Genomic DNA, 14840 nt, shown 5'->3' on the forward strand with positions numbered 1-14840 from the left:
ATCTGTGGAAAACTTGTGGAAAAACTCAATTACTTTTCCACAAGGTAATTATACTTAATTAAGTTTTACTAGCAAAATATCAAGTTTTCCACAGTTTTTTCCACAATCTAAGTTAAATTTAATCAATTTTTAGACGTTACTTAATATTCTTGACTAATTCTTCAGCCGTCAAAGCTCATAATTCAGACTGCTGCTTGTGGAAAACTTACAATACATCTTCACGATGGTTTTTGAGAACGGCTAGTCATATTGATGCGATCGCTCAATTCCCGTAGAGTTTGTACTAAGGTGCGATCGCTCTCTTGAAGTTGGGTAATTTTATCGCAACTATAGATTACCGTTGTATGGTCTTTACCACCAAATTCCTCGCCAATTCTCGGCAAACTCAAAGCCGTGTGTTGGCGCATGAGATACATTCCTAATTGACGCGCCCAGCTAATCTCTCTTCGTCGCGAGTTACCTTTGAGGTCATCTATTGAAACATCAAAATTATCCGCCACCACCTTTAAAATTGCTTCTGGGGTAGCTGCCATTTTTTCGTTAGGCGGTTCTAAAACTGGCGTGATATTTTCTACCGTCATCGGTAAACCCCAAATAGAAATATAAGCTACCGCCCGAATTAAAGCTCCTTCTAATTCTCGAATATTAGAAGTATAGTTAGAAGCAATATACTCAATCACATCGCGGGGAAGATTAATATTTTCATCCTCAGCTTTTTTCTGCAAAATTGCCATTCTCGTTTCTAAATCGGGCTTTTGAATATCTGCAATTAAGCCCATAGAAAACCGAGAACAAAGACGTTCTTGCAAGCTAGGAATCTGGTTAGGCGGACGGTCGGAAGCAATGACAACTTGTTTACCAGCTTCATGTAGAGTATTAAAAGTATAAAAGAATTCTTCTTGGGTATACTCTTTCCCTTCAAGAAACTGAATATCATCCACTAATAAAACATCAGCCGCTCGGTAATGCTCTCGGAAACTTTGCATACTATCCTTACGGATAGCTGTAATTAAATCATTAGTAAATTGCTCAGTAGAAACATAAAATATTTTACAATTAGGAAAAATTGCATAGCGATAATGACCAATAGCTTGCATCAGATGAGTTTTACCCAAGCCGACACCACCGCATAAAAATAAAGGATTAAACTCTTTACCTGGAGATTCTGCAACTGCTAAAGAAGCAGCATGAGCCATGCGATTGTTAGCACCAACTACAAACCGCGAAAAGACATATTTAGAGTTTAAGTCAGTAGTTTGATGATTGCGATCGGGAACAGCTTCAGAAATACTGCTGGAATTTGGTGATTCCCAAGCAACCTCTCGTTCACTAAAATGAGAAACTTCATCACCTTGAGCAACAGTAATGTAAATTCCTACGGGATGACCGAGAATATCTTGGACTACATGAGCAATCGTATTGATGTAATACTTCTGTAACCAATTACGAGCAAATGGGTTAGGAGTGCGGATAACCAAACAATTATTTTCTAATCGCTCTGCACTAGCAGTTTTGATCCAAGTTTCAAAGGTAGGTCGGGATAGTTCAAGCTTTAGGCGCTCTAGTACCTGACTCCACAGACTTTCTATGGGAATTTCCATTATCCACCACCTTTGCTGCTAATCGTCACAATAGAAAAGAAAGCACTAATTTAGCATTGAGACACGCTAGACCTAAAATAAGCTTTTAAGTTGTAACCATTTTGGGACATACCCAGTAGGCAAGATCCTAACACCCACTGACTGACAAGGGAGAAGCAACGATACATGAAGATAACAAACCATCACTCAGCACCCAAAAAAATTAAAACCAGAGGCTTACCCCATAGGTTGTGGATGCTCTCATACGGGGTAGCAGTGGTGTTCCTGGGGAGCTGCTCTCTTTTACCTGCTAGGACTGTTGATAATCAGCAAAGCGATACTCAAGTCCAAAACACAACACAACCTAATCCGGTAATTGTCCCCCCGCCGATTTTTTCTTCATCTGGAGATCCTAATTTTGTCGTAAAAGTAGTGCAACAGGTAGGGCCTGCGGTAGTTCGCATTGATTCTTCCCGAACAATCACTTCTCGCGTACCAGACGAATTTAACAACGATCCATTTTTCCGGCGGTTTTTTGGAGAAGGAACCCCACAGCCTAGACAAAGGGTAGAGCGCGGTAGTGGCTCTGGATTTATTATTAATTCTTCCGGTCAAATTGTTACCAATGCCCATGTCGTAGATGGTGCTGATAGAGTGACTGTTATACTCAAAGATGGCCGGACTTTTGATGGGAAAGTTTTGGGTGAAGACCCAGTAACGGATGTAGCAACGATCAAAATTAATGCGAATAATCTGCCAACTCTAGCTGTGGGTAACTCCGATGCCTTGCAACCAGGAGAGGCTGTAATTGCCATTGGTAATCCATTAGGCTTGAATAATACTGTCACATCTGGAATTATTAGTGCTACAGGGCGTTCTAGTAGCGATATCGGTGCAAGTGACAAGCGCGTTGATTACATCCAAACGGATGCTGCGATTAACCCTGGTAATTCCGGTGGGCCATTGCTCAATGCTCGCGGTCAAGTGATTGCAATGAATACAGCGATTATCCGAGGCGCTCAAGGCTTGGGATTTGCTATACCCATTAATACTGTGCAAAGGATTGCCCAAGAATTAATTGCTAAAGGCAAGGTGGATCATCCTTATTTGGGTGTGCAGATGGTGACATTGACACCAGAAAATAAAGAAAGAATCAAAAATGTCGCAGGCGATCGCTTAAATATTACAGCAGATGACGGCGTTTTGCTGGTTGAGATTGTGCCGCGATCGCCTGCATCTGTAGCTGGTTTACGAGTCGGTGATGTGATTAAAAGCATTAACAGCCAGCCTGTTACTAAAATTGAAGAAGTACAAAAGCTAGTAGAAAAGAGCAAAATCGGTACGAAATTACCCATAGAAGTGGAACGCAATGGGCAAATTGTCCAAGTTGGAGTTCAACCTGCTCCTTTGCCAGTCAGACGTGAAGGATGATGTTTGTCATTTGTCATTAGTCATTAGTCATTTGTCATTGGTCATTTGAAAAACAACTGACATACTCCACTCTCCAATGCCCCATGCCCAATTCCCCATTCCTAAAAGGAGTTTTATCATGACTGAATTAGCCCCAATAATTCAATTAGGCAATCCAACATTGCGCCAAAAAGCTGCTTGGGTTGAAAATATTCAAGATGAGCAGATTCAAAAATTAATTGAAGATTTAATCGCCACTGTTGCCAAGGCTAACGGCGTGGGAATCGCTGCGCCTCAAGTAGCACAATCCTATCGTTTATTTATTGTGGCTTCCCGTCCTAATGCCAGGTATCCCAACGCCCCGGAAATGGAACCTACTGCCATGATTAATCCCAAAATCATTGCTCATTCAACTGAAGTTGTCAAAGATTGGGAAGGTTGTTTAAGTGTTCCAGGAATTCGGGGGTTAGTTCCTCGGTATAAATCTATTGAAGTCGAATACGCTGACTCTGAAGGCAACTTACAAAAGCAAGAATTAACCGATTTTATCGCTCGGATTTTTCAACACGAGTACGATCATCTCGACGGTATTATATTTGTCGATCGCCTAGAGAACACTCTTGATATGATTACTGAGCAGGAATACCAACAACGAGTAGTTAACAAATAAATGGGAGTGGGGAGTGGTGGTGAAGAAGCTAACGATTAACCTAACCCCCTAACCCCCTTCCCGACCTTTACGGAAAATTATGTATAAATGTTAAATAGCTAAGGGCAACACCAAGTTAAACGCGAAGTAGCAAGAGTCCACTTCTTAAAGCTTGATTCCACAGAGATGATTTTTGCACTTCTGGCAAAGAAAGAGGCTGATTTACTGATAACGGTGGCTCTTGTTGCAGAGATAATTGCCACCAGCCAACATCGTGCCATTTACTAAATTTATACCCAACTCTGTAAAAAACACCTAGAGGCGAAAAACCGACAGCCTCATGCATAGCTACACTTGCTGGGTTGGGTAAAGCGATCGCAGCAAAAACGTTATAAAATCCTTGGAGTTGCAGCAAGCCAAAAAGAGAAGTGTACAAAGCTTTAGCAACTCCTTTTCTGCGATATTCAACATTTACATACACGGATGATTCTACAGACCATTGGTAAGCAGCACGAGTCCGGTAGGGAGTAGCATAGGCATAACCTAGAATCTCACCGTTAATTTCACACACTAGCCAAGGCATCTGCTGTTGATAGTTATTGATGCGTTTTTCAAATTCCGTTTTGCTGGGAGGCTCTATCTCAAAGGAAATTGAAGTTTCCCACACAACAGGCGCATAAATTGCCAGCATTTTTAAAGCATCACTTTCGTTAGCTAGTCTAATTGCAGCTTTCACAACAGATCCTTTTTGGATTTTAATAATTGGCTAGAAAGGAGGTTTGAAAAGGCTTTTGGCTTAAGTTTACATCAATGTCACGAATGAGGGTACAATGACTGTGGGAATTGTCTTAAGCATGTGCTTCACAAACTTGCTCGCCCCGCCACAATTGATATAGCCGCGTTGCTGGCATTGTCATATATAAAACGTCACCATCACTGAGATTAGTTTCTAATAAATCCCAGCCATGAAGAGTTTGGTGGTTTGTTTCTACGTACAAAGGTACACAGTCAGCAGACATTGCTACATCTTTCACCCATTGACCGCAAAAGACGTGTGAAGCTGTAATTACAGTGGCAAAAGCTACCCAAAGACTATCGGCTGTGATGCCATTGCCCAGGATACGTCCCCCTAGCGCAGCAGCAGCAAAAGCTGGCGCTGCTAATTCAGCCGGACTCAGCACTGCATCGAAGCCAAATAGCTGTTGGGCTATGCCAGCAAAATCAGGATCGCCATAATGAACAATCACCGGAATACTGGGTGCCAAACCTTTGGCTTTGAGGGCAATTTCCAAATTGGTAGCATCATTGCTAGTAACAGTAATCACTGCGGCGGCAGAGTTTATATTGCTAGCTTTGAGTATTGTGCGGAAGCTGGCATCACCCTGAATCACAGGGATACCGAGTTCGCGGGCGGTGTTGATATATTTACTGTTGGAGTCGGGTTCAACGACGACAACTTCATGTCCGCTGGCGTGGAGTTGCTGAACAATTCTCACCCCAATACCACTTAAGCCACAGACAATGTAGTGCGATCGCTGAGGAATTCGGGCTGCATCCCAAAATTGCTTAAAGCGGCTTCCTAAGACAAAATCTGTGAGCATGGCATACCAAATACCAATCACTACTGCTCCAATCAGCATCATCACAACAGTAAATAACTTAATACTGTTAGGAGCATTTTCTACTACTTTGTCATTACCACCGGCTCCGGTAATCATGCCGACAGAAAAATATAGAGCATCCACAGGAGACAAACTCAACTCAGCCGACATATAAGTGAATGTAGCGATCGCAATAACCGTCAATAGTGCAATAGCACCCACCACTACCGATCGCCCGTGTTCCTGAAACTGCCTAAAATTAGTCATAACTTTTAGCAGTTTTCTAATCAACGATCTCCGGGGAGAACGGATGCGGGGTTGTGTACCAATAATTATGCGATCGCCTACTTGGATTTCTTGGCCAGCTATGACAGCTGATACCAAATCCATCTCACCTTTGACTGGTAAGTAATAAATTAGCATCCGCGATCGGTCTGACCACAATTCACTCAGCTTTCGACCTTTCCAGAAGTGGTTTTGATCGATGTATTCTTCGTGAATTGGCCAAGTTTGCTGAAATAATTTAATTTGTCCGATCGCTCGGTTTCCCAGCGCTGCAAAGGTGAATACGGGTGCTGCTAATCCGACAACACTCATACTCAAATGGTCTGGCAAACTTTGATCTAGGCGCTCTCCTAAATTTGTATTATAAAAACGGTTGATAATCCGAATCTGGGGATTCAGCACCCGCGCTTGCATCATAATAGATAAATTCAGAGCATCTTTAGATCCAGCGATGACTAAAGTATGTGCCTGTTGAATGCCTGCTGCTGTCAAGGTAGAAGCTGCTTGTAAATCTCCAACAATCACATCTCCTGCGGTTTCGCCGGGGATAGATTGGTGATGAATGCCAACAACGAAGGCTCCCTGATGTCTCAGCAGACGAAAGGTTTTATATCCGGTACGTCCTAAGCCACAAACAATAATTCTGGGTTTCATGAAACGGCAGCATCTTTTACAGGTAGGGCTGCATTTCTAGTTAGTTATCAATATTGTTGCCCATTTTCCTGGAATATTACTGTAGCTGACAACACGATTGTTTTAATTGGAGGCAGAAGGCAGGGGGCAGGAGGCAGGAGGGCAGGAGGGAGGGGGCAGAGAAACAGAGGGGAAAAACTTACTGCAACTTCTCCCCTGCTCCCCCTGCCTTCCTCGATAAAATAATCTAGAAAAATATGGCAATTTTTGTAGGTTGTGATACGCTATCTGCTTGAGAAGTGTGGAGGAGCCGAAAATGACTAAGCTGCGGGTGGGGTTACTGTTTGGCGGTCGTTCGGGAGAACATGAAGTTTCGATCAAATCAGCACGGGCGATCGCTAACGCCTTGAGTGCAGGGGAAAATGCTAGTAAGTACGAAATATTGCCTTTTTACATCCAAAAAGATGGCCGCTGGCTAGCAGGAGAAGCACCCGAAAAGGTTTTAGCAACCGGCAGTCCGCTACTGGAATCGGCATCAACTTCTGTTGGAAACCTGACATCCAACCCTCAAGCCCAAACTCTGAGCAATTGGCAATCTCCCTCTCAAGTTGCCCAAGTGGATATTTGGTTTCCCATCCTCCACGGCCCTAACGGTGAAGATGGAACAATTCAAGGGTTACTGACTTTGATGCAAGTCCCCTTTGTCGGTTCTGGGGTGTTAGGTTCGGCAATGGGAATGGATAAAATTGCCATGAAAATGGCTTTTGAGCAAGCGGGATTACCACAGGTAAAATACAAGGCGGTAACTAGATCGCAGGTTTGGTCTAATCCGTGCGTATTTCCGAAACTGTGTGATGAAATTGAGGCAACATTAGGTTATCCAGCTTTTGTCAAGCCTGCTAATTTGGGTTCATCGGTGGGTATTGCCAAAGTGCGATCGCGCCCAGAATTAGAAGCTGCTTTAGATAGTGCTGCCAGTTACGATCGCCGACTAGTTGTAGAAGCTGGAGTAGTCGCTAGAGAAGTTGAGTGTGCCGTTTTAGGTAACGATCGACCCCAAGCCTCTGTCATTGGAGAGATTACTTATGACAGCGATTTTTATGATTATGAAACTAAATATACTGAAGGTCGGGCAGATTTACTGATCCCAGCACAGCTTCCAGAGGCGATCGCCCGTCAAATTCAGGACATGGCTTTACAAGCTTTTGCCGCTGTTGACGCTGCTGGGTTAGCAAGGGTAGATTTTTTCTATGTGGAAGCAACACAAGAAGTATTTATTAACGAAATCAATACCTTACCAGGCTTTACTGCGACAAGTATGTATCCTCAACTCTGGGCACATAGTGGAGTCTCCTTTCCAGAATTAGTCGATCGGTTAATTCAACTTGCTCTTGAAAGACATTCTCCTAGCTGACAGAATAAATCAGCAAACTGATTTCAGATTAGTACGGTAAAAAGTCACAATAAATACAGAACTTTGGCAAAATTTAGCCAGATTTTGTAGCTGATGTTTTACAAAAAAGCTACTAAAATCTGAAATTTGTTACGGATACCTGATGCTTGACTCCTCCAGTACAATTTATTCACTAGAGGGGTACAAATCTGAAAGTAATCATGGAAAAAAGTCAGAGTGTACAGCGCGAGCGAACCCAATTTAAAAGGGCTACTCCAGAGCTGACAAACAGGAAATCGAGACTAAAAAACAGCTCGAATGTTCTGATATATCTGGTTGCACATCATCCTTGGCTATTGTTAACCGGGTGTTTAGCCATGTTTCTAGGTGGTGGTGCCTTTGCCTTATACAGCTTAGGTAATGCTGGCCCGGTAGCACAAGAAGAACCAGAAAAAATCCCAGTTATCGTTGAAGAACCAATCGGTGTGCCCTCTGAGAGTAGTAATCCTACACCTTTATGGATGGTTGCTGCGATCGTTCTCAGCTGTGGTGGTGGTTCTTTGCTGATTTTCCGAATGCTTAACCGCACCAAGCAACCGCAAAAAGTTCAAAAACAGGTTAATCGCCATCAGGTACGCTTGGCACAGAAGCATCACCAAAAATTGGAACCAAATCTTCCCAAGAGTCAGCCAATTTTTGTGCCACAGCCACAACTAATGCCCCTAATGCAGATGCAACCTAAAACAAAGCATCTGGTAACTGTTCTCCCAGCAGAACACAAGCACCACCTGGATACGCGCACAGAATCCTTAGCAGAATTGATGGATCTTCGTAAAAATAGTTCATTGTCTGCTATTTTACGCCAGTCTTAATACTACGGTAAAGTAAACCCCGTTAAATTAACACTTTTTGCCAATTAGCTAGGCTTAGATTCCCGACTTTCTTGAAGAAGTCGGGAATCTTGTTATAGCGTTTTCCATTCAGATGTGGTACGAGGTCATATCGCAAGGTGTAGGGGCACGGTATGCAAAAATCTCGTTTCTAGCCTCTGGCTAGAAATGCTGCTCCTGCCGGCTCTGCCGCGAGTTCGGGAGGCTCTGCCTCCCATTAGGCATTCCCAGTCGGAGACTGAGAACGAGATAAAGGTGTAGGGAACATAACGTGCCCCTACTTAAACAAGAACCGCTATATGTACGAATAATTTATTTGCTATATAGCGGTTTAACTGCTTTTCAAAAGTTAGATATGAGCAATTAGGAAATTTAAAAACTTGCCAAAATGGCAACCAGCTTTTGATGATTCAAGTTAAATTGTATGAAGATAAACGACTTCAAGGGTTTGATTATCAGGGACTACCACCTAAGCAAATTCCTTTTGTAAAACACTATTTATTGAGTGATTTACAAAAACAAAAAGCTATCTCCAACAATTCTTTGCTAAATAAATTCAATAATCAGGTTTGGCATTTGCTGCAACAGGAATATTCAATGCGTGCAGGCGTTGTTGAACTACGTATTAGCCCCTAATAGGGGTAACGTCTGTATACATTCCTGTTCACTTCAGCAGCAAATGATAGAGTGGGAGTTTGAAAGCTGACTGATATGCTTCCTCCCACTCTCTTTTTATCAAAACAGAATTTAGGAGTCAGGATTCAGGAGTCAGAATGAATTTTGTGCAACTGGTATATAGCGCAACAGTAGCACTCCTGCACAAAAGCAAGCTACGCGCATCGTCTATCTGCAACACGCTGCGCGAAGTAGAGAGCGTCTGAATCACCAGATTAATATTACTGAATTCTGAATTCTGGCTTCTGAATCCTTCTTTAAAAGTTAGTATCTTGTAAAAACTCAAGAATCGTTTTATTCAACACCGCAGAAGCCCCAGTTGAGGCATCATGACAGCAGTTAGATAAAATCTGTAATTTAGAATTGGGGATATGTTGATGTAATTTTTTACCATGACTAGCAGGAAACCAACTATCTTGCTCACCCCACAAAACTAGTGTGGGACACTTAATTGCACTCAGGTTATTTTGAATTTTGGTGAGCATATTTGGCTTATTTGCTTGCCAATTCTCAATTTCTCGCGCGGCTATTTGTAACTCTTCGGCAACTTTTGCGATCGTACCAGGCAATTCAGTAAACGGGTAAGTTATCCAATAGATATCTTCCTGCGTTAAAATTGAGGGATCGAATAATACTCTACGTCTTTCTATTGCCATAACTTCTCTAAATAGAGGTGCAAACAAATATGTCAGACGTAAAGAATCAATTGTTTGCATTATTTCTAAAGGCATTTGGGCAAGCAACCACATAGACCAATGGGGTAGCTGTTCGGCAAAAACAGGTACGTTTACTACTATAAGCCGTCCGATTAACTGCGGGTTTTCTTGAGCAAGAGCAAGGGCAACTAATCCCCCTAGAGATTCGGCCACAATGACTGCGGGTTCATTACATAATGCCTGAATAATTCTTTGAAACTCAATAACTTGATGACCGTTGTGTTCTTTACGAGACAATGGTTTTTCAGAAAAACCAAAACCTTTGGCATCAAAACAAATTACTCGGTAATATTTAGATAATGCTGCTACGCTGTGCCGCCAATTGTAGCTCCAACTCCCCATACCATGTAATAAAATTAGCGGTTTACCTCTACCTCTTTCGCCATAAGCAATTTGTACAGGATACCCTTTAGCATCAGTAATAACTAAACTTTGCCGCCCTTTGGGAAAAGTAGCTTGCCACCAATCTTTCATTCTTATTATCAATAAACAATTTAACCGCCTGTAAAGGCGTTCCACAGGATTCTAATTAGGATCACAGGCAATGCTACTAAGACAATGGAGATGAGCAATAATCCAGCCAAAACGGCAAAGATAAACCATCTGTCTGCACTCTTTTGCTCGCTAGGAAACTTTAAGTATTCTTCCAAGAGCTTGATATTATTAGTGTTAGCTCTCCAGGCAACATCAAAAAAGTCTCCCAAAACTGGGACAGCGCCTACCAAGCCATCAATGATTACGTTCAAAACCATTTTACCTAGAGTTGCTCTAGATACGCCTAGCCGTGCTGCTTCTAGAATAATGTAGCTAGAAAACATTATTCCCAAAAAATCACCACCAATCGGTATGAGTCCTAAAATCGGATCTAAACCAAAACCAATCTTTGTGCCAGGAATGGTAATAACATTATCCAGCAGCCGACTTAGCTGACGCAGGCGCTTCAAGGTGGGTGCTTTGGCATCAGGTTCAATCATCGGAAATCGAGGAGGAGAATCAGGCATGGAGGCGATCGCTTACTTTGTATTGAATCGTTAGATATTTTACTCCCCTACTGAGCTTTTGAAATCATTTTCTCAGGGATTTACGAATTAATATTTTACTTTCGATTGCGGCTGGGCTTTTAAGCGCATATCTTCGCCGACAGTCACGTTTAACTGATCGCCGATTAACAGAACAGCAGCACTCATTGACAGCCAGAGCATTAAAACTATCACTGCTCCTACAGCACCATATACTTTATTATAATTGCCAAAATTCGCCACATAAAGCCGAAATAGGGCAGACAACATTGCCCAAAAAACAGCTGCTAAAATTGCTCCAGGCATCATTGGCGTGCCTGAGTTCCACTCGCTTGGGCCATAGCGATAGACAAAGCCAAAGGCGACAGCGACAATACTTAAAGTTAAAGGCCAGCGTAACAGTAGCCAAATATGCAACAAAAAGATTAAAGAACTATTTTCGCGCGCTACTATTCCCAATAGCCAATCGCTGGTAAACACTGAGAAAGAAGCTAGTATTAAAAGTAACATAGTACCAACTGTTAATCCCAGAGAGACAAGCTTGGCTTTCCAAAAGGGGCGGATGTTTTCTGAGGGAATTTGATGGATTTGATCGAGGGCTGTCATTGCGGTACTCACCGCCCCAGAAGCAGTCCAAATTGCTAATACAAAGCTTAGAGAAAATAAACCACTGTTTTTGGAGTTAGTAATTTCTGTGGTAGCAAAATCACGAATCAGCTCCAGGGCTTGATCGGGTAGGACTTGACTTAGTTGTGCCGCCAGCTGTTTAAAGGTATTTTGTAAAGATTCTGCCAATAAGCCAATGGCTGTGATGATAGCAAGAATTGCTGGAAACAGCGATAGCATGGCATTAAAGGCGATTTCCGAGGCGAGTCCAAAAAGTCGCCTTTCGATTGTTCGGGAAAAAGTTTTTTTAATCGTGCGCCAATTAAGGTGGCCAAAGAAGCGAAAAAAACGAAGCTTTGGCATAATTTAGAGTTAAAACTGGTTGGGTTGATTAACTACTGTGCTAAATTTTGCGTAGCGATCGCATCTGTCTTTCTACCGCAAGAATACCGAGTCAAGAGTTTCTAACTAATGACCATTGACCAATGACTAATGACTAATGACTATTAATGTATGAATCAAGATTTAACACAACAGTGGTTGACAGAAATCCAGGTAATCAAAGAGCAGATGGCACAGCTGCAACACGAGCGCGATACAGCTTGGGAAAGTGCCCAAAAATGGCGTCAGCTTTACAATACAGAAGCAGAACAACGCCGTACAGATACTCAACTTTCCCAACAGACGATCGCCTCTCTCAAGGCAGAACTGCATAAACTCCAAGGTTTTGAAATAGAAACACTAGCTGCTGGGACACCAGTAGCTATCCAACAAGAAATAGAACAGCTAAAATCTGTGGAAGACTTGCAAGCTAAACTGATCGCCGCAATTAAAGAACGCGATCGCCTCTTGCAAGCTTTGAAAACTGAGCAGGATAATCACGCCCAAACCCGCAATAGCCTGACTACTGCCTTGGGTGATGCTATTGATAGCTTGACACACGAACGAGCAGGGGTAGGGGAGCAGAGGAGCAGAGGAGCAGAGGAGCAGGGAGAGAAATCAATTCAAAATTCAAAATTCAAAATTAAAGAACTTCTGCCTCCTCTTTCCCAATGCCCAATGCCCAATGCCCAATTCCCAATGCCCTAAAATCCCATTGCCTTAGCTACTGCGCCCAGTTCTGCCGCGATACCTTGTTGAAATTGACTGTGATTGTGTTTAATGGCTGTATCTGGGTCTTTTAGTCCATTGCCTGTGAGGACACAAACCACTGTTGCCCCTGTGGCAATTTGGTCTTTTACTTGCAATAACCCGGCTACAGAAGCGGCGCTAGCAGGTTCGCAGAAGATACCTTCTGATGCTGCCAAAAGTCGATAGGCGTCGAGAATTTCGGCATCGGTAACGGCGTGGAAATTTCCCTGACTGGCAGTTTGGGCGGCGATCGCTAACTCCCAACTAGCAGGGTTGCCAATGCGAATTGCTGTCGCTAGGGTTTCGGGATGCGCCACTGGCTGACCGTGGACTAAGGGCGCTGCTCCTGCGGCTTGAAATCCCATCATCTTGGGTAGGCGATCGCACTTTCTGGCTTGATGATATTGACAAAATCCCATCCAATATGCTGTGATATTCCCCGCATTTCCCACGGGAATACACAACCAGTCTGGTGCGTCACCCAATGCATCGACAATTTCAAAGGCTGCTGTTTTTTGTCCTTCTAACCTGTAGGGATTGACCGAATTCACCAAAGTGATCGGATAGCTTTCGGCCATCTCGCGGACAATTTCTAGGGCTTGGTCAAAATTACCTTTAATTGCCAATACTTCTGCGCCATATAGTAATGCTTGAGCTAACTTGCCCAGTGCCACATAACCGTCGGGAATCAGTACAAAGGCATTCATGCCTCCGCGTCTAGCATAAGCGGCGGCGGCGGCTGAGGTATTGCCCGTGCTAGCACAAATTACTGCTTTTGCCCCTGCTTCCTTGGCCTTGGAAATTGCCATAGTCATCCCCCGGTCTTTGAAGCTGCCGGTGGGATTGAGACCGTCATATTTTACAAAAACCCGTACTTGTCTGCCAATGCGTTCTGCGATCGCTGGCGCTGGTATTAGAGGTGTGTTGCCCTCCAATAGAGTGACAATCGGTGTTTCTTCGCTGACAGGCAAGTATTCGCGATAGGCTTCTATCAGTCCGGGCCAGGGTTGGCGATGAGATGTAGCAACAGACAGGCTCAAAGTCACGGGATTTAAAATTTCTTAATGTAAGGATTGGATATTTAGAAAGGGTGGGATCGGGAAACGCAAAATGGGAAGAGGAAGAAAGTAGATTTTTCGTTACCAGCTGCCGATTTAGAGTTCCCTAATCCCAAAGAATCTTGTTAAGAATATTATTTTTTGTGGTGCAGGCGTTTCACTTGCTATTTTTATTTAGAACGTTAATTTATCATAAACCGCCACGGCGACCTTCGGTTCAACAAATTACCTTAGAGGAGAATGACGAGATGAAAAATCATCTGTAAATCTATAGGACTCTTATTTTATTTTTTAACAAGACTGAGTACGTAATTATCCTATTGCTTATTCCCTGTTCTCTGTCTATAGAAGTAAATTTAGAAATCAAGCCTAATTCCCATATCAGACTTATGTCATAACTCTCTGAAACTCTTATTTATCCGTGTTTAAAGTTGCGTTTAGTGAATTATTTTATTCAAACTTATCTATGTATTTTCACACCCATACGTTTCAGTGAAGATAGGAAAATACTTAAGAGGCTGTCTCTTTTTGATGTTAGCCTTCCACCTCCCTTTCTACGAGAGATTGCACTAAATGCAAGTGCTTCGCCCTAGGTTTTTTCATGATTTAGCATAATTCTTGATATAGTCTACATATAATTTCTTGCGTAAATTCCCTAAAAACGGCGATAATCATTAGTACAACCATAATTGACAGACTATAAATTAACTACTCCTAAGTACCGTCCAGCGGAAGGAAGCTTTACACACTTGAGTCAGTGTTTTTTTGGAACACAGCGATTATAATCACCGTCTTTTATGATTGAACGCAAAATCCATTAGAGTAATTGATTGAAAATATACAATAATGTAATAAAGCTTAAAAGAGCATTATTATAATATTTCTAATGGTGTGAGTTAAATAGTGGATTTAATTAGCGATGCCTACTTATTTATCTAGTGTTTCCGATGGCGAGTCCCAGACTGCCTGGGTCAGTAAGTTAACCAAGTCTTATTATCAAGACGATCAGCAAGCTAAATTGATGCATTTACAAGCAGAGGTAGACTCTCTGTTGCAGCAATTGGAAAATCTGAAGCACCAACGTTTAGCCGAAACCAACCAAAAAGAAGAATAAGTCAGTCTTCTAGATAGCGATTAGATAGTGATGTCTACGACGGGCTATTCGGCGTCGCTTTTCTCCTCTTTAATTTAAAT

General features: G+C 42.5%; 13 protein-coding genes and 1 pseudogene. 7 read left to right on the forward strand and 7 right to left on the reverse strand.

Annotation, left to right across the window (positions count from 1 at the left end; all coding sequences use genetic code 11):
- Positions 1 to 218: 218 nt before the first annotated feature.
- Entirely contained in the window at positions 219 to 1601 is a 1383-nt protein-coding gene (dnaA, locus tag RMZ95_RS05555; RefSeq protein ID WP_322685776.1) for a chromosomal replication initiator protein DnaA, read from the reverse strand.
- Positions 1602 to 1766: 165 nt separating this feature from the next.
- Here dnaA and RMZ95_RS05560 point away from each other — a divergent pair, with 165 nt between their 5' ends.
- Positions 1767 to 3011 (forward strand): HhoA/HhoB/HtrA family serine endopeptidase, encoded by a 1245-nt coding sequence (locus RMZ95_RS05560; RefSeq protein ID WP_322685777.1) that lies wholly within the window; start codon positions 1767 to 1769, stop codon positions 3009 to 3011.
- A gap of 118 nt (positions 3012 to 3129) precedes the next feature.
- A complete protein-coding gene (def, locus tag RMZ95_RS05565) occupies positions 3130 to 3660 on the forward strand; it encodes a peptide deformylase (RefSeq protein WP_322685778.1) in 531 nt (176 codons plus the stop codon).
- 115 nt (positions 3661 to 3775) lie between these two features.
- Here the strand turns inward: def and RMZ95_RS05570 are convergent, their stop codons facing one another.
- Together RMZ95_RS05570 and RMZ95_RS05575 are read right to left on the reverse strand one after the other, a co-directional pair.
- A complete protein-coding gene (locus tag RMZ95_RS05570) occupies positions 3776 to 4375 on the reverse strand; it encodes an arsinothricin resistance N-acetyltransferase ArsN1 family B (RefSeq protein WP_322672847.1) in 600 nt (199 codons plus the stop codon).
- Between the two features lie 112 nt (positions 4376 to 4487).
- Entirely contained in the window at positions 4488 to 6179 is a 1692-nt protein-coding gene (locus tag RMZ95_RS05575) for an NAD-binding protein (RefSeq protein ID WP_322672848.1), read from the reverse strand.
- Positions 6180 to 6474: 295 nt separating this feature from the next.
- On the opposite strand from RMZ95_RS05575, the gene RMZ95_RS05580 reads away from it, so the two are divergent.
- The 3 genes from RMZ95_RS05580 (at position 6475) to RMZ95_RS05590 (ending at position 9077) form a co-directional block, all read left to right on the forward strand.
- A complete protein-coding gene (locus tag RMZ95_RS05580; RefSeq protein ID WP_322685779.1) occupies positions 6475 to 7572 on the forward strand; it encodes a D-alanine--D-alanine ligase family protein in 1098 nt (365 codons plus the stop codon).
- Between the two features lie 356 nt (positions 7573 to 7928).
- Entirely contained in the window at positions 7929 to 8423 is a 495-nt protein-coding gene (locus RMZ95_RS05585) for a hypothetical protein (protein WP_322685780.1), read from the forward strand.
- Between the two features lie 423 nt (positions 8424 to 8846).
- Positions 8847 to 9077, forward strand: coding sequence for a hypothetical protein (locus tag RMZ95_RS05590; RefSeq protein ID WP_322685781.1), 231 nt, complete (start codon positions 8847 to 8849; stop codon positions 9075 to 9077).
- 296 nt (positions 9078 to 9373) lie between these two features.
- Here the strand turns inward: RMZ95_RS05590 and RMZ95_RS05595 are convergent, their stop codons facing one another.
- From RMZ95_RS05595 to RMZ95_RS05605, 3 genes are all read right to left on the reverse strand, one after another.
- A complete protein-coding gene (locus RMZ95_RS05595) occupies positions 9374 to 10306 on the reverse strand; it encodes an alpha/beta hydrolase (RefSeq protein WP_322685782.1) in 933 nt (310 codons plus the stop codon).
- A gap of 20 nt (positions 10307 to 10326) precedes the next feature.
- Positions 10327 to 10833, reverse strand: a complete 507-nt coding sequence (locus RMZ95_RS05600; protein ID WP_322685783.1) for a DUF4112 domain-containing protein — start codon at positions 10831 to 10833, stop codon at positions 10327 to 10329.
- Between the two features lie 87 nt (positions 10834 to 10920).
- Positions 10921 to 11820, reverse strand: a complete 900-nt coding sequence (locus RMZ95_RS05605; RefSeq protein WP_322685784.1) for a YihY/virulence factor BrkB family protein — start codon at positions 11818 to 11820, stop codon at positions 10921 to 10923.
- Positions 11821 to 11970: 150 nt separating this feature from the next.
- Between RMZ95_RS05605 and RMZ95_RS05610 the strand changes: the two are divergent.
- Positions 11971 to 12420 (forward strand): annotated as a pseudogene (locus tag RMZ95_RS05610) (hypothetical protein); the annotation flags it as partial.
- Between the two features lie 122 nt (positions 12421 to 12542).
- Here the strand turns inward: RMZ95_RS05610 and thrC are convergent.
- Entirely contained in the window at positions 12543 to 13634 is a 1092-nt protein-coding gene (thrC, locus tag RMZ95_RS05615; RefSeq protein WP_322685785.1) for a threonine synthase, read from the reverse strand.
- A gap of 931 nt (positions 13635 to 14565) precedes the next feature.
- Between thrC and RMZ95_RS05620 the strand changes: the two genes are divergently transcribed.
- Complete coding sequence (locus tag RMZ95_RS05620; protein ID WP_322672856.1) at positions 14566 to 14760, forward strand: hypothetical protein; 195 nt, start codon at positions 14566 to 14568, stop codon at positions 14758 to 14760.
- Positions 14761 to 14840: the final 80 nt, after the last annotated feature.

Source organism: Nostoc sp. DedQUE07 (genome assembly GCF_034530975.2).
Taxonomy (GTDB): Bacteria; Cyanobacteriota; Cyanobacteriia; order Cyanobacteriales; family Nostocaceae; genus Nostoc.